Below are 24,712 nucleotides of genomic sequence, written 5' to 3' on the forward strand. Positions count from 1 at the left end.
GTGCCCAAAAATAAAACCAAAACGATGGTGGAGTGGGAATCTTGACAGTTTCGTTCATATCAGGAGGCTCAGCGCCGCCCCGCGGAAAGCGAAGTGCCTGGAACGGAAATCAACATCCCCCTTGTTAAAAAGGTAAATACTGAGCTAGTGAAAGGATATTGAAAGCCCCCCTTCCTTATCTGCAAACTATCCTAGTTTTAATGATTTGGCAGTCTGCAAAACGCAGGCTGTTTTTTTTGCGCTTTAATTGGATTTTTTTCTCAATCCCTGTAGGGGAATCCTGATTTATTTCGTCTATTATACATGAGCCGGAAAGGCAAGCCCTGCAATAGATTTATATTTTCTAAGAATTGCAAACTTTTGCCGGCTCCTGTTCGTCTATTGTAGTGGAATAATAATCTGGGGGGAGTTTTTTTGCGTAAACATACAAAAGCAATCATTGCTGTGATTGCTGCATTGCTGCTGTTTCTTATCTTAAACCAGCCTGCTTATGCAGCACCGGCAGACATCAGCATTTCAGTAGAAGCAGGCCTGGACGGAAAAGTTAAAAGGGGAAAAGGCTTTCCCTTGACTATCAAAGCTGAAAATACAGGAGAGGCGTTCAGCGGGGATCTGCTGATTGATTTTCACCCTTCCTATAATTCCGGCGGAGCCATGAGCATCAAGGCAAATCTGCCGGAAAATTCTTCGAAATCCTTTCACATAACAATACCGGGCAATTCGGAGGACCACCCATCATCATATCAGAACCTCCCTGCCATCCACCTTTATAAAGGGAGCTGGAAGGACGGGAATAAAGTCAAGTTCTCCGGCGACACGAAGCTGAAGGCGAAATACATAGAAGGCGGAGAAATGACAATGGGCATCCTGAGCGAGGACTATGACCGGCTCAAGGAGCTGAGGATCCTTCCCTCTGCAGCAGTGGAGACACTTGAGCTGAAAAAAGAACAGCTGCCTGAAGAAGGGCTCGGGCTTGAAATGCTCGACTATCTCCTGCTCGACGAATTTGCTGTTTCCGACCTGACAGAGGCCCAGCAAAATGCCATTAAGGATTGGGTTGGGAATGGTGGAATACTGATTGCCGGTGCAGCTCCTGATGCAGGCCAATCCCTGGGTGTCCTCTATACACTTCTGCCGATGAAGCCGGATAAAGAAGGGAAGTCTTCTGCCTCCTTTCTTGCGGATAAAGGAGAGAATGAGCCTCCTTTCAAGGAGCTGCCTATGTTTTACGGCCCTGTCGAAAATCAGGCGGAAATCCTCTCGCTTAGCGGGAATGTCCCTGCAGCAGTGAAAGCTGACTATGGAAGCGGCACAATCCTGCAGACTGCCTTTTCACTCGGCGATGAGCCGCTGTCTTCCTGGACTGGCTACAGCAGGTGGTTTGGCGGGATTCTGCAGTCAGTCCCTGCACCATCTGCCGCAGGAAGCCAGTATGGACCGGATATTTATGATCCGCTGACCTATGAATTTGCTGAAGCGAATGAATATTTCCCTGCTTCCAGCTTTTCAATCGGTCAGCTCTTGCTGCTGCTCATCGGCTATATAATCGTCATTGTCCCGATCCTTTATTTTATTTTGAAGAAGCGGGACAAACGCGAACATGCCTGGTGGATCATCCCTTCTTTGGCTGTGCTGATGTCAGTGGCCATTTTTGGCATCGGGGCAAAAGACAGGCTTGGACAGCCTCAGGTCAATCAACTGGGCGTCTATAAAGCAGTGAACAGCCAGCTTATCGGTATTCAGGCGGCAACCCTGCTTTCAAACACAAGCGGTGAATATGCATTTTCTGTTCCCCGCGGGGAATTCAATGCGATTCCCAGCACTTTGAACAGAGCGGGGACAGATCATTCCGGCGGCGGTGTCATTGAACAGAGCCGCAAGGAAACGAGGATTGTTTTTAATGCAGTAGAGTATTGGTCATCCAGGACCATATTCGGCAAATCGCAAAAAGAAAAGGAAGGCGGCCTGGAGGCTGATCTGACGCTTAAGGACAAACGGCTGTCAGGCACTGTGACAAATAGCTTTCCATATGATTTTGAGGAGCTGTATATATGGACCGGCTCGAATAAGATCAATGTCGGCAGCCTGAAAAAAGGTGAAACACTGAAAGTCGACGAAAAAGTGAAGAATGACTTTCTCACCGCCCCGTATATGTCGGGCGCCGGCTATGGCTATCCGGGGCCGAACCAGGATCTGGATCTCATGAAGAAAGAAAGGCTTGAATATGCTGCATCTGCCTTCCTTTTCTCAGGGAGCGGGACTGCTGAAGGCCCGATGCTGGCCGGACTTACGAAGGACAGTGTCATTGAGGCGGATCTTCTGTCCAAAAAAGAAAAAGTTTCGGGCCTGAATCTCATCTTTGAACCATTTGAAGCGAAGGTTGATTTTACAGGCGAGTTTTCCCTGTCCAATGAGGTGCTTGATACCGAGCTTGAGGCGGTGCAGGGCATGGTTTACGAAAAGAACGTCAATGGCAGCAAAGATCAAATGATGGCTGATGATGGGGAATATCAGTTCATTGCATCTCTGCCTGCACAAGTGAAAGGAAAATCCCTGGCATTCAGTGAGCTGTCCGTATCGACGAAGGCCAAATTTGCTGAATATGCAGTCCTGAACCATGAATCTGGCGAAATGGAGCCGTTCGAATCAAAGCTCACTATCCAGGAAGATATCGGACGCTATATTGGCAAAGATGGAAAAGTGGTTGTCCGCATTATCAAGACATCGAAGGACCCTCAAATCACGATGCCGAAAATAACGATTAAAGGGGAGGCATCCTAATGATAGAGATTATTGATTTAACAAAGAGATATGGTAAATTTACAGCCCTGAACAGCTTGAACCTCCAAATAGAAAAAGGTTCGGTCTTCGGGTTTGTCGGCCAGAACGGCGCAGGCAAATCGACCACCTTCTCTATTCTGGCGACACTGTTGGCGCCTACATCTGGAACCGCCTATGTAAATGGCTATAATGTCGCTGACGAGCCGAAGATGGTTCGCCGGCAAATCGGCTATATGCCAGATTTTTTTGGTGTTTATGATCAGCTGAAGGCAGAAGAGTATCTCCATTTTTACGGTGCCAGCTATGGGATCGATTTTAAGGAAAGGGAAAAGCTTATTCCCCAGCTCCTGGACCTGGTCAACCTTGAGCACAAACGCGATTCTTACGTTGACCTGCTCTCAAGGGGAATGAAACAGAGGCTCTGTCTGGCAAGGAGCCTCATCCATGACCCGGAAGTCCTTATCCTCGATGAACCTGCATCAGGGCTCGACCCGCGGGCGCGCGTGGAAATGAGGGAGATATTGAAGGAGCTGAAGGACATGGGCAAGACCATTCTTATTTCTTCACATATCCTCCCGGAGCTTGCAGAAATGTGCGACACGATCGGGATCATCGATCAAGGGATGCTGGTAGCAGAAGGGTCAGTCACAGAAATACAGGCAAAACTGCGCGGAGAGAAACTGATCATGGTCAAAGTCCTTAAGGATGTGCACAAAGCCTTTACATTCTTTGAGGACACTCCCGGTGTGAGCGGGCTAAGACCCGGGGAAGGTGAAAATTTACTCCAGTTTGTCTACAAAGGGGATGATGCCGGCCAGATTGCTCTGCTGAAAAACGCGATAGAAGCCGGTCTTTCAATTGCAAGCTTTGCAGAAGCGGAAACCGACCTTGAAGATGTATTCATGGAAATTACGAAAGGAGTGGAACTTTCATGAAAAATTTTGCCGTAAATCCCGTCCTGAATAAAGAAATAAAACTGCGGTTCCGCTCGTTCAAGAGCTTTCTCGGCGTATTATTTTATCTCCTGGCATTAGGAGTTATTATATTGGGTTTCATTTTTATTAATATGATGTCGAACAGCCAGGGGTATTTCAAGCCTGACCAGAGCAGGGAGATGTTCATTGTCCTGTCCTTTTTGCAGCTTGCCCTGATATTGTTCATTACACCCGGGCTGACAGCAGGGGTCATCAGCAGTGAAAGAGAGAGGCAGACCCTTAATATCATGCTGACGACGACACAGAGCTCCGCGAGCATCATCATCAGCAAGCTCGTATCTGCTATTTCCTTCCTGCTCCTGCTTATCATAGCCAGCCTTCCGCTTTACAGCATCGTATTCCTGTTTGGAGGGGTATCTCCTGGACAGGTGGCCCTGACACTCGGATTCTACATCTTTACGATCATGGTTTACGGCAGCCTTGGGGTATTGTTTTCAACGCTGATCCGGAAAACAGTCGTTTCTATGGTTACAACCTATGGGGCCACACTTTTTCTGGTCGGTGGAACGGCATTTCTGACGATGATTCTGATGCAGTTAGGGAATATGAATCCAAATGTGCAGACAGACAGCCCGTTTGCTTATTTTACCGCCATGCTGAATCCTGCCATGGTCCTTCTCGGCATTTTTACACCTGACTTTCTGAGGGAGCTTGCTAATGAGACAGGAATCGAATTTCCGCTCTGGATCGCCCACCTGATCGCAAGCTCGGTGATTTTTGTGCTGGCGCTGCTGATCAGCATAAGAAAGCTCAGGCCAAATATGAAAAAGGGATAGGAGTTGTCAGCGTATGGCCAAACAAAACAGGGAGCAGTTCTTAAATCTGCTGAAGCCTGTCCGGCGCCAGCTTCTCTTTGCAGCTGCAATGAAGGAGCTTCAGCTTCTCCTTTTTTACGGAGGTGCCTCCATACTTATCGTCCTGCTTTTGGCCCGGACGGTGGTCATCACGGATCTGCCGGTATATCTTTTTGCAGCTGCTCTTGCGTCTCTATCTTTTTCTTTCTGGAGGTTCTGGATCCGGAAGCCGGGCTTTCGGGAGGCAGCTGCCGTTTACAACCGCTTTGTACCTGATGACAGGGTGCTTACGGCATACTCACTATTGAACAGCGAAGGGCTAATGGAGCTGCTGCAGCTTGAAGAGGCCTTAGCTTATATGAAGAGGGACCAGGCATCTGTCCTGAAACGCAAAAAGCAGTTCTTCTACCCTAAATGGTTCCTCGGAGCGCTGGCTGTTCTTCTCGCAGTTTCAGCCGCCGCTTTTCTTCCCAGCACGAAAATGGAAAGAGCAAGCCAGCTTGACGAAGAAAAAGAAATTGTAGAATCCGCTGAAAAACAGCTCAATGAAAAAGCAGAGAAAGAGAAGAATCCGGAAACAAGGAAGCTGATAGAGGAAACGGCAGAAGAAATCAGCAAGCTTGACTCTGCCGCAGAGGCTTTGAAAGAGCTTGAAAAAAAGAATAAGTCGCTGGAGCTGCAGAAAATGAAGGAGCAGGAAAGGCAAAGGAAGCTAGAAAGAACTAAAAGCCGGCTTGATAATGCCGGCTTAAGCTCCCTTGCGGCTGCACTGGATAACAAAGACCTGAACAAAGCGATGGATGAGCTGAAGGAACTGCAGAAAAATCTGGAGGAACTTTCAGATAAGCAAAAAGAAGCTCTCCAGGAGCTGGCTCAAAAGGACGGGCCTTTGACAGATGAAGAGCTCGATAAGCTGGCACAGCAGCTGGAGCAAGCCTTAAACTCCTCCGATGCATTGTCCAGGCTCGCTGCCGCACAGCAGGCTGTCGGCCAGGCAGGGACAAAACTCCACAGCCAAATGTCTGCTAATGGAATGAATCCGGGACAGCTGGCTCTCTCAGGATCCACCGGACAGCCCGCCCCCGGGCAGAGTCCTGGCCAGAGCACAGGCACGGGCGCCCAGCAGCCTGGCAAAGGAAACGCCGGGAATGGATCCGGAAGCGGCTCAGGCACCGGCTCAGGCACCGGCTCAGGTTCAGGTTCAGGTTCAGGTTCAGGTTCAGGTTCAGGTTCAGGCTCAAGCGGATCGGGTTCATCCTCAGGCTCAAGCGGATCGGGTTCATCCTCAGGCGGAATGGGATCAGGTGCCGGACTTGGCCAAGGCTCGAGGGAGCTCCTGACTGTGCCGGAAAGGATTACGGGCCAGGTGAATACGGAAACTGATTCAGGCCAATTAGGCGATGGAGGGCCGGCCGGACAAAGCGAGGGAGCCGGGCCCATCCTGCGGGGGAGCGCCAGGCCGTACAGCGAAGTCTATGAATCTTATGAAAGATCTTACCGGGAAAGCTCTGAGCGCTACAAGCTGCCTGATGAACTGGCAGAAATCGTAAAGAACTATTTTACAAATATAGATCCTGATGGAGAGTGAGAAATATGGCGTCAATTGAAGAGAAAGCAAACCAATTTAAAGAAGCAGCCGCTATCCTGGATAAAGTGAAGGAAGAAATCAGGTCATTTATCGTCGGGCAGGAGGACGTGATCGATCAGGTGCTGTGGAGCATCATCGCCGGCGGCCATGTACTGCTTGAAGGCCTCCCCGGCATGGGGAAGACCATGCTGGTCAAGACAATATCGGAAAGCATGGATCTGAAGTTTTCGCGGATCCAGTTCACTCCTGACCTCATGCCATCCGATATAACAGGAACCATGCTTCTGCAGCCTGACGGGAGCGGGAAGCAAGCTTTTGTTTTTCATGAAGGGCCTTTATTTGGAAACATCATTCTCGCAGATGAAATCAACCGTGCGACGCCGAAAACACAAAGTTCGCTGCTGGAAGCGATGGGGGAAAAAACAGTCACAATCATGGGTGAGACAAAAATGATGGACCGCCCATTCTTTGTTCTGGCTACCCAGAACCCGATTGATATGGAAGGGACCTATCCGCTTCCTGAAGCACAGCTGGACAGGTTCATATGCAAAATTCAGGTCTCATACCCGACGAAGGAAGAATTGAAAGAGATCGTATTAAGGACGACAGGGACCCGGACTGCCTCCGTTCAAAAAGCAGCTGCAAAAAAAGATGTATTGGAGATCCAGGCTTTGGCGAAGGAGATTCTGGTCAGTGAAGAAATGATTGATGCAGCTGTATCGATCATTTCAGCCACACATCCAGAGTCGCCGGATGCAACGGGGATGGTCAGGCAGTACATCCAGTTCGGGAGCGGCCCAAGGGGACTGCAGAGCCTGATCATGATGGCGAAAGCAAGGGCAATGTCACAGGGGAGATACCATGTTTCCATGGGAGATTTAAGGAAGGCAGCGCTCCCGGTGCTCCGCCACCGCCTCATCGTAAACTTTGAAGCTGACAGCAGCGGCATTTCGGCAGATGAAATCATCCGGGATCTGGTCGAATCCAGAAATCCTGCCAGGGATGGCCGTCAGCATGCATAAAGGAGGCGGACTTCTTTCAAGGCTGCAGAAAAAGCGCCTGCAGGTCAAAACGAAGAAGCGCGGCGCCCATAAAGGGACAAGGCAGTCCAGCGGCTTTGGTTCTTCTCTTGAATTTTCCGATTTCAGGCTCTATCAGCCGGGAGACGATGTCAGGCAAATCGACTGGAATGTTTTCGGTCGCACCCAAAAGCATTATATAAAGCGGTTCCTCGATGAACAGGAGATTTCAGCTGCTGTTTATCTGGACACATCCTCTTCCATGCAAAGCATTGACCAAAAATGGAAGCTGGCTAAAGAATTGGCCGCCTCACTCTGCTATATCGCCCTTTCAGGTGGAGACAGGCTCTATTTCGCCTCTTTGCCCTCTGGAAGTAAAGCCTCTCTCAGAAGAAAAGGAGCCAATTACAGCAAGCAGGTATATGCAGAAATCCTCCAGCTGGAAGGTGCCGGAATCAATGAGGGTTATTCAGACCATTTAAGCCGTGCCCTGCAAAAAAACCAGCAGCTGTCCATCCTCATTACCGACACTATGGAGCCGCTCAGCGTTCTTGATTCTGCAATGAAAAGGATAGGGGCCATGAAGCAGGATTTCTGGCTGCTGCAGATTCTGGCTAAGGAGGAAGCCGAGCCGAATTACAGTGGAGATATCAGGCTGATTGACAGCGAATGCAGTACTTCTGTTAATGTCAGTATGAATCCCGTGATTGTTGATGGATATAAGAAGAGGCTGGAAGAGCATGGCAGGCAGCTTGAGGCGGCCTGCAGGAAATATGGGGGGCAGTTTGTACCGATTACAGCTGACACAGACATCCAGACCATTTTATTGCGCATCCTGCCTGGTAAAGGCATGTTGAATTGAGGTGAAACACGATGCTCTTTTTTGGCCCGATCTATTTTTTATTAGGCTTTTTTATCATCGCCTTTATATTATTCTACTTTTTCCGGAAGCAGTTTGATGAGAAAATCATTCCTTCCAATATGCTTTGGGTGGAGGCAGTGAATGAGTGGCAGGCATCGCCCTGGCTGAAGAAGCTTCAGCAGAATCTATTATTCTGGCTGCAGCTTCTCGCCCTGCTGCTGCTGCTGTTCGCGCTGGTCCGGCCTTACTGGTTAGGAGAAGAATTAAAGGGGAGCCGCTTGATATTTGTTGTCGATCCCTCTGCATCCATGCTTGCTGAAAGAGATGGTGAACCGGTCTTTGAGAAGGCAAGGGAGAAGATGCTTTCGCTTGCCGGCAGCATGGCCGGCCAGGAGGTTACTCTGATAAGAGCCGGGGAGAATCCGGAGATCCTCCTGTCGGGGGAAAAGGAGAAAGCTGCTGTTAAAAAGTCAATCAATGCTCTTGAAATTACTTATGAGCATGAAAACATGACTAAAGCGCTGCAGCTGGCCAATTCTTTGGCAGATGCAGAGAATTCAGCTATATACATATTTTCTGATGGATTTGAAAAAGAAGCAGCCGCGGCCCTGGATGAAGGAAATTATACAGAAGTCCATAATTTCGGAAAAGAAGGGCAGAATCTTGCGCTTTTATCTTTTGGTGTTGTCCGGGAAGGCGAGGGGATTGCCGGAGGGGCTTCCGTTGAGAACCAGTCAGCGGAGGAGGCCGCTTTTTCCTTCCGGATACTATATGAGGGCCAGGTGCTCTTTGAACAGGAAGTGGAGATTGAAGGAAACGGGCAAACTGTAGTCCAGATTCCCGGACTCCCCGAGCATCCGTATTATAAGGCAGAAATAAAGGCGGATGATGCTTATCAAGCCGACAATGAGCTGACAGCGATCTATAATGAGCCGAGCCAAAAGGTGATTGCCGTTGGCAGCATCAGTCCATTTGTGCTGAAAGGCTTTGAAACATGGGGTGCTGAACTGGTTCAGGCCGATCCTTCAACAGCTGCAGCCGGGGAAGAAGGCATATACCTTGCAGATGCCGGCAGCCTTGAAGCCGCAGAGGGAAGGCCTGTAATCATCTTCAATGCGGAAACGGGAAGGGAAAAGCTGGAAGAACTGCCGGAGGCCGCGGATGATCCGATTCTTGAACATGTGGGGGCCGAGAGTATTTTCATTGATTCCTCGTACGAGCCGCTTAAAGGTGATTGGGAAACCCTCCTGCAGTCAGGCGGGCGCCCTCTGATCCAGAAGGGAACACAGAATGGGACTCCGGCTTTGCTGATCAATTTCGCTTTGGAAGATTCTGATTGGCCATTGCAGCCCGGTTTTCCGGTCTTCTTGTATAATGCCTATCAATGGCTGGCTGCCCAGTCAGATTTTCTTGGCTATTTTTCACCAGGGGAAGAGAAGTGGCTCAATGCAGGGGCTGGCTCTGGTTCACTGGATATTTACAATGATGTAAACGAAAATCTATATTCACTGGATCTGGCAAAGGAAAACTTTGCTGCTCCCTATAAGCCGGGAGTCTACCAGGCTGCCGCAGGGGAAGAACATTATTTTTTCTCTGTCCTGCTTGATGACAGGGAAAAAGCTGCCAGGCATGCCTCTTCCTTTACAATGAATGATAAAAGTGCTTCAAATGGCTATGAGGAAAAAGAGCAGGACGGACTTTGGTTTTGGCTCGCATTATTCGCTTTCATCCTGATAGCAGCAGAATGGGAGGTGTTCAGACGTGGGAATAGAATTTAAACATCCTTTTATGCTTTTGCTCATCATTCCTTCCCTGCTCCTGGTATTCTTGTACATCAAGACAGCAAAGGGCAGGGGAAATAGGAAGGGAGCAGCTGTGATGAGGGCCATCGTGTTCATTCTGCTTGCCTTTGCGCTGGCTGTCCCTTCAATCAGACTGCCTGCTCCGGGAAAAACGGTGGTTTTCATCGCCGACCGCTCTGCCAGTGTGCAGGGCAGGGAAGGAGAGCTGCTGGATTTCATCGATGCCGGAATTCAGTCCAAAGGAAAGGAAGATTCATATGCCGTGATCTCGGCTGGAGAAACAGCTGCTGCTGAAAGCTCTCTGGCCAGTATGAAGGGGGAGTTCCGGGAGTTCAGTACTGACACCGGGAAGGGTGAAACGAATCTCGAGGCAGGCATTCAGCTGGCTTCGACTCTCATGCCGGAGGAAAACCCTGGGCGGATTGTCCTTTTATCAGACGGAAGGGAAACGGCCGGAAGCAGCCGTGAAGCGGCAAAGCTTTTGAAGAACCGGGGGATAGAGCTTGATTATGTCCTGCTGGACAGCAGCAGGAAAGAGGACATGTCCATTTCCAGCCTGGAAGTCCCTCCGGCCTTATATGAAGGTGAAGAAGCATCCATTACAATGGCGATAGACAGCAATTCTTCAAAAGAAGCTGATTTAAGGCTTTCTGTAAACAGCCGGGAAGTCCTGAAAGAGAGTATCACGGTTAAAGAAGGAAAAAATGTCTATACCTTCAAGCACAAAATCGATGAAACAGGCTTATCCGCAATCAAGGCTGAAATTTCCGCTGAAGGGGATGGATTCATAGAAAACAATAGCCTTCAGTCTGCTGTCAATATTAAAGGGACTCCCAAGGTTTTGATCGTAGAGCAGGAAAAAAGCCAGCTTGAAAACATACTGGACGGGTCAGGACTTCTGGCGGATTCCATCGTGCCGGAAAAACTGCCTACCTCACTTTCCGGGTTTCTTCCCTATCAGTCCATCATTTTCAATAATATACCGGCAACGGTGGTTTCCGAGAATCAGATGATGCTTATCGAAAAGGCTGTAAAGGAATTTGGCTCAGGATTCATTATGGCGGGGGGAGAGAACAGCTTTGGTCTTGGCGGCTATTTCAAAACGCCGATTGAAAAGCTGCTGCCTGTCAACATGGATATTAAAGGGAAGAAGGAAATGCCCTCCCTCGGCCTTATGATTGTAATGGACCGTTCTGGAAGCATGGCAGGGAGCAAGCTGGAACTGGCAAAAGAGGCGGCAGCAAGATCAGTTGAACTCTTGCGAGAGAAAGATACTTTGGGATTCATAGCATTTGATGACCGGCCGTGGGTCATCGTGGAAACCGGACCGCTTGAAGATAAAAAGGACGCGGTGGACAAAATTGGCTCAGTCACTCCCGGGGGAGGCACGGAGATCTTTACTTCCCTCGAAAAAGCATACGAAGAGCTGGAGAACCTTAAGCTCCAGCGGAAGCATATCATCCTCCTGACAGACGGGCAGTCTGCCAGGAGCACTGATTATGAAAGCATGATAGAGACGGGGAAAGAAAACAATATTACTCTATCGACTGTGGCGCTTGGAAGCGATGCCGACCGGAATCTGCTGGAAGAGCTGGCTGGGCTTGGTACCGGGCGCTTCTACGATGTCACGGATTCATCGGTGATTCCGAGCATTCTATCAAGGGAAACTGTTATGGCGACGAGAACATATATCGAAGACAATCCTTTTTATCCATCTTTGCGGCCGTATCCGGAATGGGGCGATTTTTTTGCAGGCGGGGTTCCGCAGATGAATGCCTATATTGCTTCTGAAGCCAAACAGGGTGCAGAGGTCCCCCTTCTCAGTGAGAAAGAGGATCCGATCCTGGCTCAATGGCAGTATGGCATCGGCCATACGATCGCCTTTACTTCGGATATAAGCGGAAAATGGTCGGGGGACTGGGCCCGCTGGGAAAAATGGCCGCAGTTCATCAATAAACTCGCCAGCATTTCACTTCCAAAATATGAGAGCGAAGCTTACAGCCTTTCAGTCCGAAGAGAAAACGAAGAAACTGCCGTTTTGCTTGAAGGAAACAGCAAGGCTGCCCTCCCTGCAGAAATAGCAGTTATTTCAGATAGCGGGGAAAAAATTGATGCAAGCACTAAACTGGCAGCTCCCGGCAAGTACGAAATTAAAATGCCTTCAGAGCCTGGCATGTTTTATGTCAATATCAGCCAGCAAAGCCTGTCGGGAGAAACAAGGACCTATAAAACCGGCTTTACTCTCCCGTATTCAGAAGAATATTTGATGCAAAAAGAAAATGAAGGACTCCTTAAGGAGATCTCTGCCTTGACGGGAGGAGAGCGGCTCGAAGAAGGCAAGGAGGCATTCCGCCCGCTGAAGGCAGGAAGTTTTGAAAAGGCATCAATCAGTGAATGGCTGCTTCTTGCTGCATTCCTCCTCTTCTTTGCGGAGATAGCGGCCAGGAGGTTCGGGCTCAGGCTGATTCCGGACAGACGAAGGACCAGGAAGGCTGCAGCGGCCGGTGGAAGCCGGCCATTAGAGAAAACAGCCGCCAAAGTGCTGGCGGCCGACCGGCAGAAAGGCGTCCGGGTTCCGGAGTCCCGCGCTCAGGTAGCAGAGCCCGCCGCGCGGCAGGGTGAGGTCCGGAAACCAAAAGGACGCTCCGGAGCAAGCATCAGTCCGGATGAGCGGGAAGAGAGAATGAAACGCCTGCTGGAAGCCAAAAAGAGGAAATGCTGACAAAGGCCGAAGAAGCGGCGCCGGGCCCGGATTTCCTTGACACAGTTTGGGGTTCTGTGTAAACTGTTTTATTGTAAAGGCTTTTCACTTAACAAGGGGGAATGAGCTATGCTGGAGAAGACGACGAGGATGAACTATCTGTATGACTTTTATCAGTCGTTGTTGACGCCGAAGCAGCGGAGCTATATGTCCCTGTATTATCTGGATGATTATTCGCTCGGTGAGATTGCCGAGGAATATGACGTCAGCCGGCAGGCAGTGTACGATAACATCAAGCGTACCGAAGCAATGCTGGAGGAATATGAAGAAAAGCTGCTGTTATTTCATAAATTTCAACAGCGCAGCAAACTTATTCGCGAAATGAGAACTTTTCTTGAAGAAGGCAGTCCTTCCCATCAATTTCTGATGGAAGCAGTGGCTGAGCTAGAGAAATTAGATTAGGAGGCGGCATATATGGCATTTGAAGGATTAGCCGACCGACTGCAAAATACGATACAGAAGATCCGCGGCAAAGGGAAAGTATCCGAGGCGGACGTCAAAGAGATGATGCGCGAAGTGCGCCTGGCCCTTTTGGAAGCAGACGTCAACTTTAAGGTTGTCAAAGAGTTTGTGAAAAAGGTCAGCGAGCGTTCAATCGGCCAGGAAGTGCTGAAGAGCCTGACGCCGGGCCAGCAGGTTATAAAGGTTGTTAAAGAGGAGCTTACCGAACTGATGGGCGGGGAGCAGAGCAAAGTGGCGGTATCCAATCGCCCGCCGACCGTGATCATGATGGTCGGGCTCCAGGGTGCCGGTAAAACGACCACCACAGGGAAGCTTGCGAACCTGCTCCGTAAAAAGCATAACCGCAATCCGCTGCTGGTGGCTGCGGACATCTACCGTCCGGCTGCCATCAAACAGCTTGAAACGCTCGGCAAACAGATCAATATGCCTGTATTCTCTCTCGGCGACCAGGTCTCGCCTGTTGAGATAGCCAGGCAGGCCATCGCCAAGGCGAAGGAAGACCACCATGATTATGTGCTGATCGATACGGCAGGGCGCCTTCATGTGGATGAAGCCCTCATGGATGAGCTCAAACAGATCAAGGAGCTTTCCAAGCCGGATGAGATCTTCCTTGTCGTAGATGCAATGACAGGGCAGGATGCAGTGAATGTCGCCCAGAGCTTCAACGAGCAGCTGGGGCTGACAGGCGTTGTCCTGACAAAGCTTGACGGCGATACACGGGGGGGAGCTGCGCTTTCCATCCGTTCTGTTACCAGCACGCCGATCAAATTCGTCGGACTCGGGGAAAAGATGGATGCAATTGAAGCCTTCCATCCGGAAAGAATGGCGTCCCGGATACTCGGCATGGGAGATGTCCTCACCCTGATCGAGAAGGCTCAATCCAATGTTGATGAAGAAAAGGCAAAAGAGCTCGAAAAGAAAATGCGGACTGCTTCCTTTACCTTTGATGACTTCCTTGACCAGCTTGGCCAGGTCCGCAATATGGGGCCGCTGGATGAAATTCTGAAAATGATGCCCGGCGCCAACAAAATCAAGGGGCTTAATAATATGCAGATCGATGAAAAGCAGATCGCGCATGTCGAGGCCATCATCAAATCGATGACAAAGGAAGAGAAGACACATCCGGAAATCATCAACGCGAACCGCCGGAAGAGGATTGCGAAGGGCAGCGGCAGGACCGTACCCGAAGTGAACCGTCTTCTCAAGCAGTTCGAGGATATGAAAAAAATGATGAAGCAGATGACAGGAATGCAGCAAAAGGGGAAAAAGAAAGGCTTCAAGCTGCCTTTCAATCCGTTTTGATTTTTGTCCCTCTGCACCTGGAAAGCATGTCCCGGCATGCTCAAAAGCACGGCTGAAAAGCCGCGGGAATCAAGTTTTTATAACATGTAAAGAAAAAACACTTTACAAACCATTTATCTATTGATATTATACTATCTTGTGTGAAACTATTCGGAGGTGCTTATTTAACATGGCAGTAAAAATTCGCTTAAAACGTATGGGAGCTAAAAAATCCCCTTTCTATCGTATTGTAGTAGCAGATTCTCGTTCTCCTCGTGACGGACGTTTCATTGAAACAGTTGGAACTTACAATCCAGTTGCACAGCCTGCGAAGGTTGAAATCAACGAAGAGCTTGCTCTTAAATGGATGAACGATGGCGCTAAGCCTTCTGACACAGTACGCAACCTGTTCTCTAAAGAAGGCATTATGGAGAAATTCCATAACGCTAAGAACGGCAAGTAATTCTGCGCGTGATGAAAGAGCTTATCGAAACGATCGTTAAGCCCCTGGTTGATTTTCCCGATGATGTCCGGGTGGATGTCCGGGAAGATGACCACCGCGTTACCTATCAGCTTTCTGTCAACAAGAGTGACATGGGGAAAGTGATCGGGAAGCAAGGGCGCGTCGCTAAATCGATACGGACTGTTGTGTATGCAGCAGGATCATCACAGCAAAAAAGAATTTTCTTGGAAATAACTGAATGAACCTTCCCGAGGCATGTCCGGAGGAATTAGAAAAAGGAGGGGGATCCCCTCCTTTTTTTACCATTCAGAAGCTTTTAGAAGTTGGTTCGGTACCAGGACGCTGAAGGAGGCTTAAGGGTGAAAATACTTCAAACCGCCACAGTTAAACAGATCTTAACCGAAAAAAGCAAAAGGAAGCTTCTTGAAACCTATATGGAAAGAAAAACACAGCTTTTGAAAGAATGTGAACAGCTTCGCTTTGAAGCGAGAAAGATAGAGAAATCGAAAAAGTTCCAGCAGGCAGGCCTGACTGCCAATTTTGAAAAAGAAACAGACAGGCGGAAAGAAAAGATCAAGCTGCTGGAGTTTCAAATTGAACAACTACATATGCTACCATTAGGCAGTGAACTGAAGGAAAAAGAAGTTCAGGCTGTCGTGGAGATCGGCATTGGCGACACCTGGGATGAGGTATCCGCAAACAAAACCATCATCATTGAAGATGGAGTCGTTAAAGAAATTCGCTAGAGGTGATCGGCAAAGATGGAAAAGTGGTTCAATGTAGGGAAGATTGTCAATACACACGGTGTCAGGGGCGAAGTAAGGGTCGTATCCCGCACCGATTTTCCGGAAGAGCGCTATAAGGCAGGCAGCCATTTATTCTTATTCCAGGCGGGTTCGGAGGAACCGGTGAAGCTGACTGTAAAAACACACAGACAGCATAAATCGTTTGATCTGCTTACTTTTGAAGGCCTGGACAGCCTGAATCAGGCGGAAAAGCTTAAAGGCGCAATATTGAAGGTCTCTGAAGATCAGCTGGGGCAGCTGGAGGAAAATGAGTATTATTTCCATGAAATCCTCGGCTGTACCGTGAAAACAATTGATGAAGAAGAAATAGGGGAAATAACGGAAATCCTGACCCCTGGCGCCAACGATGTGTGGGTGGTCAGCAAAAAGGGGGAGAAAGATATACTGATCCCTTATATTGAAGATGTTGTCAAAAAAGTGGATGTGAAAGAAAAAGTCATCATCATTGAACCGATGGAAGGCTTGCTGTCATGATGAAGATCGATGTACTTACTCTGTTTCCCGAGATGTTTGGCGGTGTTTTCGGCCATAGCATACTGAAGAAGGCAGAAGAAAATAACGCTGTCAGCTACAATGTAGTCAATTTCAGGGACTATGCCGACAATAAGCATAAAACGGTTGATGATTATCCATACGGCGGGGGAGCCGGCATGGTGCTGAAGCCCCAGCCGATATTTGACGCGGTTGCTGACTTAAAGGTGAAGGCAGGCGGCGGAGAGCCGAGAGTCGTCCTCCTATGCCCCCAGGGTGAGCGTTATACCCAGAAAAAGGCGGAGGAGCTTTCTTCCCTCGATCATTTGATTTTTGTGTGCGGCCATTATGAAGGCTACGATGAACGGATAAGGGAGCATCTTGTGACAGATGAGATCTCTATCGGAGACTTCGTGCTTACCGGAGGGGAGCTTGGGGCCATGGTGCTGATTGACAGCATCGTCCGCCTTCTCCCGGGTGTCCTCGGAAATGAGGAGTCCCATATGAAGGATTCGTTCAGCACCGGATTTCTGGAGCATCCGCATTATACAAGGCCCGCGGACTTCAGGGGGATGAAAGTGCCTGATATCCTGACCTCAGGCAACCACCGCCTTGTTGATGAGTGGAGGATGAAAGAGTCTCTGAAAAGGACCTATCTCCGCCGCCCGGATCTCTTTGAAGGGGCAGAACTGACAAAAGAGCAGGTCCGCCTTCTCGAAGAAATAAAAAAAGAGCATAATAGCTATTGATGACAGGCATTGTTTATGTTATGATAGTTTTTGTGGCTTGGGCTGAGTGATCGGCCGGGTCTTATAACGATGTTCCGCTGCAATAAAGAAAGTCTGTGCAAGAGCATCTGTTGGAAGGAGTTGAAAACGATGCATAAATTAATCGAAGAAATTACAAAAGAACAGCTTCGCGCTGATGTTCCTGCGTTCCGTCCTGGTGATACTGTACGTGTACACGTTAAAGTTATCGAGGGTACACGCGAACGTGTTCAGGTGTATGAAGGTGTTGTAATTAAGCGTCGTGGTGGTGGAATCAGCGAAACTTTTACAGTACGTAAAGTTTCTTACGGTGTAGGCGTTGAGCGTACATTCCCTGTACACACACCAAAAATTGCGAAGCTTGAAGTTATGCGCCGCGGTAAAGTACGCCGTGCGAAACTTTACTACCTGCGTAACCTGCGCGGTAAAAAAGCTCGTATCAAAGAAATCCGATAAAAGTAAAGCGGCGGTGCGCTCTGCACCGCCAATTGCGAAGAAGGAGCTTGTATATCAAGCTCCTTTTTCACATAAAAGCGTTAAGTATGACGTGCTAATCAGCCGGATCCGGCCTTGGCCAAACTCGGCGCCAGCCGGGTTTTTTCATTTGGCTTTTTTCACCCGATCTCCTTTTGCAGCTGCACTTGCCTGGCTTCCGGATTTTTTCAGGGCTCTGGAGGTGCAGGGGCTTAAATGGCAGAAAATAGGCCAATACTAGGAATTATACATCCCATCGTGTTTATTGAAGTGAAATAATGTAAATGTAAAGAATGAATCATGCAGATAATCAGTAGGACGCTGGATATATCTTTTAGCAGAGATTGGTGGGAACTAACATGGGAAAGAGCAAAAGTGAATTCTGGGAATGGACAAAGGCGCTGATCATCGCTGTGCTCCTTGCGGCTGTCATCCGCTATTTCTTATTCGCCCCGATTGTGGTGGATGGACTGTCGATGATGCCGACGCTCCACGATACGGACAGGATGATCGTGAATAAGTTCTCGTATAAGATTGGCGACCCAAAGAGATTTGACATCATCGTCTTTCATGCCCCGGAAAACAAGGACTACATAAAAAGGGTAATCGGCCTGCCGGGTGACAGGATCGAATACAAAGATGATATCTTATATGTAAATGGCGAAGCGGTCGAGGAGCCGTATCTTGATGAATACAAGAAAGAGGTCATCGACGGGCCGCTGACAGAGCCTTTTACACTTGAAGATAAAATCGGGCAGGAGACCGTGCCGGAGGGCCATCTCTTCGTAATGGGCGATAACCGGCGCTACAGCAAGGACAGCCGCCATATCGGCACCATCCCGATGGAAAAGGTGCTTGGGGATACAAATATCATCTATTGGCCCCTTGAGGACTTCCGCATCGTAAAATAGCAATTATTCTAGTCAGAAAGGGTGGCAGCCTTGACAATACAATGGTTTCCAGGGCATATGGCAAAAGCCCGCAGGCAGGTCACAGAAAAGCTGAAGCTTGTTGATATTATTTTTGAACTTGTCGACGCGCGCCTGCCGCAGTCTTCAAGAAATCCAATGATCGACGAGATCATCCAGCATAAACCGAGGCTTGTGCTGCTCAATAAGGCTGATATGGCTGATAAAGAAGCCACAAAGGCCTGGATCCGCTATTTTAGCGATAGAGGGATCAAAGCGCTTGCCATTAATTCACAGGCAGGGTCCGGCATGAAGGATATCTCCTCTGCAGCACAGGAAATATTGAAGGAAAAGTTTGACCGTATGAGAGCCAAAGGTGTAAAGCCAAGGGCGATCAGGGGAATGATCGTAGGAATCCCGAATGTCGGCAAGTCAACGCTCATCAACCGCCTTGCAAAGAAAAATATTGCCAAAACAGGCAATATGCCCGGGGTGACGAAAGCACAGCAGTGGATAAAGGCCGGCAAGGAAATGGAACTCCTGGATACACCGGGGATTTTATGGCCGAAATTTGAAGACCAGGAAGTGGGCCTCAAGCTGGCTCTTTCCGGAGCGATAAAGGATACCATTTTAAATCTTCATGACATCGCCATTTATGCACTGAAGTTTCTTGAAAAACACTATCCTGGAAGGCTGCTGGAAAGATACAGCCTTGAAGAATTCCCTGAGGAAGCAGTAGAAGCCTTCGATAAAATCGGAAGGCTGAGAGGCTGCTTAATGGGCGGGGGCGAAGTCGATTATGATAAAGTCGCAGAGCTGATCATCCGTGAAATCCGGACAGAAAAGCTTGGCCCTTTATCATTTGAACATCCGTCAGATTTTGCAGCAGGCGAACCTGCAGAGTAAATCGGCTTTTTTTGTCCGCAATACCGTTTTAAAATGGTAAAATAAAATAGCAGCAATAAATAAAGGCCTCTGCATGGGGCCTTTATTTTTTGATATATATCCGGAAGGGCCCGGCAGGATGACTGGCCCTTCCTTCTACATAATGGCATAAGGGTGGATGGAATGAAACAGCTTACAATCAGTGAAATCAGCGTGAAGCTGAAGGATCTGAAAGACGACAACGACCCATTTTTTGGGGAGCTCAAATCTGATGGACGCAAAGGGGTGCAGCAGCTGCTTGCGAGATGGGACAGGCAAAGGGCCGAGGAGGCCAGGCTTTACGGCCGGTACCAGGAAATGACTGTATTTGAGCGGAGGCTGAAGAAAAGCGGCTGGACAATGATTGCAGGCACGGATGAAGCCGGCAGGGGGCCGCTGGCCGGCCCTGTCATCGCAGCAGCAGTCATACTGCCGGAGGGATTTTATCTTCCTGGCCTTGATGACTCCAAGAAGCTGTCTGAAGCAAAAAGGGACGAGTTTTACAAAGAAATCATGTCCGGCGCCTCTGCTGTCGGAATCGGCCGCATCAGCGCAGGGGAAATCGACCGGATTAATATCCTTCAAGCTTCAAAGAAAGCAATGCTCCTGGCCTTGGCAGATATGGGCAGTACACCGGATTATTTACTGACAGATGCGGTTGATCTGGATGTTCCCTATCAGGCAGAGGCAGTCATAAAAGGCGACAGCAAAAGTGTGACGATTGCTGCTGCCTCTGTGATAGCCAAGGTAACGAGGGACCGGTATATGAGGGAACTTGACGAGCAGTATCCTCACTACGGCTTCGGCCGGAATATGGGCTACGGCACCCGGCAGCATCTTGAGGCAATTGAAAAGCACGGGATCATCAATGAACATCGAAAAAGCTTTGCCCCCATCAAGGGCATGTATTAGAGGTGAAGAGGAATGGATCCGCTGAATATTGTCGGTTCAATACTGCAGAACAGAAACAGCGGCGGTCCTAAGCCGCTTGCCTTGAACCCCGGGCAAATCGTAAGCGCAAAGGTCATTAAGCTTCATCCCAATCAGACCGCAGAGGTCATGATTGGAGGGCAGAAGGTGATAGCGCAGCTTGAAACAGCATTGTCGGTAAATGAGCGTTACTGGCTGCAGGTCCTGCCGGGAGATGGGGCCCCGCGGCTGAGGCTTCTTCCTGGTGCTGAAGCACAAAAGGGAATGAACGCCGAAGAAGTATTGCTTAATAAGCTGGCACTTGCAGCCGCCAAGACGAATATTGATATGGTTTCTTTTTTGGTAAAAGAGCAGCTGCCGATTACAAAAGAGGGCTTGACCGCGATTGCAGAATGGCTCGGCGGCAGCCGGCCTTCACAGAATCAGCTTGAAGCAATCAAGCAGGCCCTGGCAAGGCAGCTGCCGGTTTCAGGCAGGGTTTTGGATTCTTTGATGGCTGCACAGGGAGGAAAGCCCATCCAAGCCCTTCTCACAGAGCTTGTGGACCTGCTGGATCAGCCTGGTGTGGGCACTTCGGGGAAAGCGCTTCTTCATATGGCGGCAGATCTTGGGGCTTCATTAAAGATGAAGCAGGGGGAAGAATCACTCTTGTTCTTAGTGAAAGAATGGCTGGGAAGCCAGGACGGGAAGCGTGCCGAAGGGGCCAGGCACCTGCTGGAAGCAGCCGGCGCCCTGCCAAAAGGGCTGAAGGAGGCCGACCTTCTTCAGCGGATTCTTGTTTCCAGTGGACAGGCTGGGAGGCCTGCAGGATCTCTGGAAGACCTCTTAAAGGCTTTTGCCGGCAGATTGCAGGGGAATATGCATAGATCCTCTAACGAGTCAGGAGAAGGGATGGAGGGGGCGAAAACTGCACAGAACGCCTCTATGTCGAATTCGGATGCAGATATCGATCCTGCAGGCCGCCCAGCTTCGGCTGCCCTGCAGCCGGAACGAACTGCAGAAGCATGGAAGGGCCAGCTTTTTTCAGCGCTTGCCGGCAGAGATATGAAGCCGGCAGAAGCCATTCAGCTTCTGCGGATTTTGCATCCGCAAATGCCTGAGTTTGAAAAGGTGTCCGAAAGCATCAAGCTATTTACTGAAAGCGATCCAGAAGGGCAGGGAGAAAAAAGCATGGACGCCAGGCAGGTACTGCTTGGCGAAATCTCGGCAAAATCAGCCGCGGCTGCCGCAGCCGGAGACGGGCTGCTGCAGTCCAGGCTAACGCACATACTGAAAAGCCTGGGCTATTCCCACGATCATGCAGTGCTCAGCTTCCTCTCGGGCGGGGATGACAGCGGCTTGAAGAATGAATCACTTAAAATGATGCTATTGCAGTTTCTGAAGGAAGGTCCTCCCATTCAGCACAAAGAGGCTGCGGAGCAATTGCTGAATAAATTGACGGGACACCAGCTATTGGCTCAAGAAACAGGACCGCTGCAGCAGTATATATTCCAGCTGCCTGTCCCGCTGTGGAACAGGACAGCGGAAATGACCATGCAATGGAGCGGAAGGAAGCTGGCCGATGGGAGAATCGATCCTGCCTATTGCCGCGTCATTTTCTACCTGGACTTGGACCATTTAAAGGAAACGATAGTCGATGTCCAGCTCCAGAACAGAATCGTGCAGATCAAGGTCTTTAACGGGGACAGCCGCATCAGGGAGTGGGCAGCCCCTTTTACAGACGGATTGAAAAAAGGGCTGGAAGGGCTGGATTACAGGCTTTCTGCCATTGTCTTCGAGAAAGGCAGCGGTGTCCAGCCGCAAACAAAAGGGATGGCGTACCGGCCATTGTCCGACTCAGGGAAATACAGCGGAGTTGATATAAAAATATGAAACAGCAGGAACCGAAGATCAGGAAGGAAGCCGTCGCCCTATCCTATAGGGACGGACATGAAGCACCTAAGGTTAAGGCCAAAGGAAAGGGACTGACAGCCGAGAATATCCTCGAAAAAGCGAAAGAGCATAATATTCCCATTCAGGAAGACGCGTCACTGGTTGAATTGCTCGGAAAGCTGAACATAGATGAAAATATCCCGGAGGAGCTGTATCAGGCAGTGGCAGAAATTTTCGCCTTTGTTTATAAAGCCGACCGCCGGGCAGGAGAGCACAGCAGGGGACAGGGATTATAGCCTGTCCTTATTCGTATTCGGCAGCAGAGCTCTTTTGAGGAAAGAGCGCTTTCCAAAGTCATATTTTCTCACTTGGAAAGCCGCGGCCAGGATCTGCTCCCGAACGGTAACTGATCATCCTTTCTTAAATATATTTCTATGCTGAAAAAACAATTTTTGAAAATAAAAAATGAAAACGCTTTACTTTACAGGGTTTTTTATAGATTTAAATTTTAAAATTTTTAAAGAAATATAATATTTTAATCATAATTGTAGACAAGGGTGTGCTCATTTTATAAAATGAAAGCGCAGTCTATTTTTTGAAGAGTTTGATAGGAGGATGGGAAATGAATATTCATGAGTACCAGGGAAAAGAAGTCCTCAGAAAATACGGGGTAACGGTTCCGAATGGAAAGGTCGCTTTTACAGTTGAAGAAGCAGTAGAAGCAGCCAAAGAACTTGGCACAGAGGTAGTTGTAGTTAAAGCGCAGATCCATGCCGGCGGACGCGGAAAAGCGGGCGGCGTCAAGGTTGCGAAAAACCTCGATGAAGTACGTACATATGCATCTGAAATCCTGGGGAAAACACTGGTCACGCACCAGACAGGCCCTGAAGGGAAAGAAGTGAAGCGCCTCCTGATTGAAGAAGGCTGTGATATCCAGAAAGAATATTATGTCGGCCTTGTGCTTGACCGTGCAACTTCCCGTGTCGTGCTGATGGCGTCTGAAGAAGGCGGCACAGAAATCGAAGAAGTTGCTGAAAAAACACCAGAAAAGATTTTCAAGGAAGAAATCGATCCGGTCATCGGCCTGACAGCTTTCCAGGCGCGCCGCATCGCTTTCAATATCAATATCCCGGGCAAGCTTGTCAACCAGGCAGCAAAGTTCATGCTCGCGCTTTATAATGCCTATATTGAGAAGGACTGCTCTATTGCAGAAATCAATCCGCTTGTAGTCACTGGCGACGGCAAGGTAATGGCACTTGATGCAAAGCTTAATTTTGATTCAAATGCCCTGTACCGCCAAAAAGATATTCTTGAGTACCGTGATTTGGAAGAAGAAGATCCAAAAGAAATCGAAGCTTCAAAATATGACCTAAGCTACATTTCTCTTGACGGAAACATCGGATGCATGGTCAACGGTGCCGGCCTGGCAATGGCGACAATGGATATTGTCAAGCATTACGGCGGCGACCCTGCCAACTTCCTTGATGTTGGGGGCGGTGCAACAGCAGAGAAAGTAACGGAAGCATTCAAAATCATCCTTTCTGATCCGAATGTAAAAGGAATCTTTGTCAATATCTTCGGCGGAATCATGAAATGCGACGTCATTGCAGAAGGCGTTGTAGAGGCTGCAAAGCAGGTTGGCCTGAAAGTGCCGCTTGTTGTACGCCTTGAAGGCACGAACGTAGACCTTGGCAAAAAGATTCTCGCAGAATCCGATATTGATATTATCGCAGCGGATTCCATGAGTGACGGGGCAGAAAAAATCGTTTCACTAGTAGGTTAAGAAAGGGGAATTTGACGTGAGTGTATTCATTAATAAAGATACAAAAGTAATAGTTCAAGGGATAACAGGTTCAACTGCCCTTTTCCATACAAAGCAGATGCTGGAATACGGCACACAAATCGTCGGGGGCACAACTCCAGGCAAGGGCGGCATGGAAGTGGAAGGAGTACCTGTATTCAATACAGTTCAGGAAGCTGTCAAAGAAACAGGCGCAACCGCTTCTGTCATTTATGTTCCTGCTGCTTTTGCTGCAGATGCCATCCTTGAGGCGGTAGATGCAGAGCTTGACCTGGCCATCTGTATTACAGAGCATATCCCTGTTCTTGATATGGTTAAAGTGAAACGTTATATGGAAGGCAAGAAGACCCGCCTGGTAGGTCCTAACTGCCCTGGCGTCATCACGCCTGATGAGTGCAAAATCGGGATCATGCCAGGATATATCCATACAAAAGGGCATGTCGGCGTAGTGTCCCGCTCCGGTACATTGACATATGAAGCTGTCCACCAGCTCACACAGGCTGGAATCGGCCAGTCCACTGCAGTTGGAATCGGCGGAGACCCTGTCAACGGAACAAACTTCATCGATGTATTAAAAGCATTCAATGAAGATCCGGAAACCAAAGCGGTCATCATGATCGGTGAAATCGGCGGAACGGCTGAAGAAGAAGCAGCAGAGTGGGTAAAAGCTAACATGACAAAGCCTGTTGTCGGCTTTATCGGCGGCCGCACTGCACCTCCAGGGAAGCGCATGGGCCATGCCGGCGCCATCATCTCAGGCGGTAAAGGCACTGCTGACGAAAAAATCCGTGTGATGAATGAATGCGGAATCCAGGTTGCCGATACTCCATCCGTAATGGGTGAAACTTTGATTAAGGTCCTGAAAGAAAAAGGCCTTTTCGACGAATGCAAAACGCACTAAACATATAGATCAGACTTTCCGGTCCCCTTGCCTCAAGGGGACTATTTCTC

At 49.1% G+C, this 24,712-nt stretch carries 23 protein-coding genes; all 23 read left to right on the forward strand.

Annotated features, from left to right (window positions below; all coding sequences use genetic code 11):
* Positions 1-414 precede the first annotated feature (414 nt).
* Positions 415-2,781: a hypothetical protein gene (locus CYJ37_RS00005; protein ID WP_101547476.1), complete on the forward strand. Its 2,367-nt coding sequence runs from the start codon at positions 415-417 to the stop codon at positions 2,779-2,781.
* On the forward strand, positions 2,781-3,716 hold the full coding sequence (locus CYJ37_RS00010) for an ABC transporter ATP-binding protein (RefSeq protein WP_101547477.1): 936 nt from the start codon (positions 2,781-2,783) through the stop codon (positions 3,714-3,716). Before CYJ37_RS00005 ends, CYJ37_RS00010 begins: the two co-directional genes overlap by 1 nt.
* A complete protein-coding gene (locus CYJ37_RS00015) occupies positions 3,713-4,552 on the forward strand; it encodes an ABC transporter permease (RefSeq protein WP_009795939.1) in 840 nt (279 codons plus the stop codon). Before CYJ37_RS00010 ends, CYJ37_RS00015 begins: the two co-directional genes overlap by 4 nt.
* 13 nt (positions 4,553-4,565) lie before the next feature.
* A complete protein-coding gene (locus CYJ37_RS26965) occupies positions 4,566-6,158 on the forward strand; it encodes a hypothetical protein (protein WP_180827217.1) in 1,593 nt (530 codons plus the stop codon).
* Between the two features lie 5 nt (positions 6,159-6,163).
* Positions 6,164-7,180: an AAA family ATPase gene (locus tag CYJ37_RS00025; protein WP_009795937.1), complete on the forward strand. Its 1,017-nt coding sequence runs from the start codon at positions 6,164-6,166 to the stop codon at positions 7,178-7,180.
* A complete protein-coding gene (locus tag CYJ37_RS00030; RefSeq protein ID WP_257964147.1) occupies positions 7,173-8,039 on the forward strand; it encodes a DUF58 domain-containing protein in 867 nt (288 codons plus the stop codon). The genes CYJ37_RS00025 and CYJ37_RS00030 overlap by 8 nt, the downstream gene beginning before the upstream one ends.
* 11 nt (positions 8,040-8,050) lie before the next feature.
* The gene (locus tag CYJ37_RS00035; protein ID WP_101547479.1) at positions 8,051-9,817 is read left to right on the forward strand and encodes a vWA domain-containing protein; all 1,767 of its coding nucleotides are present in this window, start codon (positions 8,051-8,053) and stop codon (positions 9,815-9,817) included.
* Entirely contained in the window at positions 9,801-12,563 is a 2,763-nt protein-coding gene (locus CYJ37_RS00040; protein ID WP_101547480.1) for a VWA domain-containing protein, read from the forward strand. Before CYJ37_RS00035 ends, CYJ37_RS00040 begins: the two co-directional genes overlap by 17 nt.
* 108 nt (positions 12,564-12,671) lie before the next feature.
* A complete protein-coding gene (locus CYJ37_RS00045; protein ID WP_009795933.1) occupies positions 12,672-13,004 on the forward strand; it encodes a putative DNA-binding protein in 333 nt (110 codons plus the stop codon).
* 12 nt (positions 13,005-13,016) lie between these two features.
* Positions 13,017-14,366 (forward strand): signal recognition particle protein, encoded by a 1,350-nt coding sequence (ffh, locus tag CYJ37_RS00050; protein WP_009795932.1) that lies wholly within the window; start codon positions 13,017-13,019, stop codon positions 14,364-14,366.
* 169 nt (positions 14,367-14,535) lie between these two features.
* A complete protein-coding gene (gene rpsP, locus CYJ37_RS00055) occupies positions 14,536-14,808 on the forward strand; it encodes a 30S ribosomal protein S16 (protein ID WP_009795931.1) in 273 nt (90 codons plus the stop codon).
* An 11-nt stretch (positions 14,809-14,819) separates the two neighbouring features.
* Positions 14,820-15,050: a KH domain-containing protein gene (locus tag CYJ37_RS00060; RefSeq protein WP_009795930.1), complete on the forward strand. Its 231-nt coding sequence runs from the start codon at positions 14,820-14,822 to the stop codon at positions 15,048-15,050.
* A 117-nt stretch (positions 15,051-15,167) separates the two neighbouring features.
* On the forward strand, positions 15,168-15,554 hold the full coding sequence (locus CYJ37_RS00065) for a YlqD family protein (RefSeq protein WP_009795929.1): 387 nt from the start codon (positions 15,168-15,170) through the stop codon (positions 15,552-15,554).
* Positions 15,555-15,569: 15 nt separating this feature from the next.
* The gene (gene rimM, locus CYJ37_RS00070; RefSeq protein WP_101547481.1) at positions 15,570-16,088 is read left to right on the forward strand and encodes a ribosome maturation factor RimM; all 519 of its coding nucleotides are present in this window, start codon (positions 15,570-15,572) and stop codon (positions 16,086-16,088) included.
* Positions 16,085-16,834 (forward strand): tRNA (guanosine(37)-N1)-methyltransferase TrmD, encoded by a 750-nt coding sequence (gene trmD, locus CYJ37_RS00075; protein WP_094767475.1) that lies wholly within the window; start codon positions 16,085-16,087, stop codon positions 16,832-16,834. The genes rimM and trmD overlap by 4 nt, the downstream gene beginning before the upstream one ends.
* A 129-nt stretch (positions 16,835-16,963) precedes the next feature.
* Positions 16,964-17,308, forward strand: a complete 345-nt coding sequence (rplS, locus tag CYJ37_RS00080) for a 50S ribosomal protein L19 (RefSeq protein WP_009795926.1) — start codon at positions 16,964-16,966, stop codon at positions 17,306-17,308.
* A gap of 377 nt (positions 17,309-17,685) precedes the next feature.
* Positions 17,686-18,237, forward strand: coding sequence for a signal peptidase I (lepB, locus tag CYJ37_RS00090; protein ID WP_009795924.1), 552 nt, complete (start codon positions 17,686-17,688; stop codon positions 18,235-18,237).
* 30 nt (positions 18,238-18,267) lie between these two features.
* The gene (gene ylqF, locus CYJ37_RS00095) at positions 18,268-19,140 is read left to right on the forward strand and encodes a ribosome biogenesis GTPase YlqF (RefSeq protein ID WP_035403507.1); all 873 of its coding nucleotides are present in this window, start codon (positions 18,268-18,270) and stop codon (positions 19,138-19,140) included.
* A gap of 162 nt (positions 19,141-19,302) precedes the next feature.
* Entirely contained in the window at positions 19,303-20,070 is a 768-nt protein-coding gene (locus tag CYJ37_RS00100) for a ribonuclease HII (RefSeq protein ID WP_101547482.1), read from the forward strand.
* Positions 20,071-20,082: 12 nt separating this feature from the next.
* The gene (locus CYJ37_RS00105; protein WP_101547483.1) at positions 20,083-21,960 is read left to right on the forward strand and encodes a hypothetical protein; all 1,878 of its coding nucleotides are present in this window, start codon (positions 20,083-20,085) and stop codon (positions 21,958-21,960) included.
* Entirely contained in the window at positions 21,957-22,256 is a 300-nt protein-coding gene (locus CYJ37_RS00110) for an EscU/YscU/HrcU family type III secretion system export apparatus switch protein (protein WP_101547484.1), read from the forward strand. Before CYJ37_RS00105 ends, CYJ37_RS00110 begins: the two co-directional genes overlap by 4 nt.
* A 326-nt stretch (positions 22,257-22,582) precedes the next feature.
* Positions 22,583-23,743 (forward strand): ADP-forming succinate--CoA ligase subunit beta, encoded by a 1,161-nt coding sequence (sucC, locus tag CYJ37_RS00115; RefSeq protein WP_009795918.1) that lies wholly within the window; start codon positions 22,583-22,585, stop codon positions 23,741-23,743.
* Between the two features lie 16 nt (positions 23,744-23,759).
* Entirely contained in the window at positions 23,760-24,662 is a 903-nt protein-coding gene (gene sucD / locus CYJ37_RS00120) for a succinate--CoA ligase subunit alpha (protein ID WP_009795917.1), read from the forward strand.
* Positions 24,663-24,712: the final 50 nt, after the last annotated feature.

Source organism: Bacillus sp. UMB0728, from assembly GCF_002858875.1.
GTDB lineage: Bacteria > Bacillota > Bacilli > Bacillales > Cytobacillaceae > Bacillus_AB > Bacillus_AB infantis.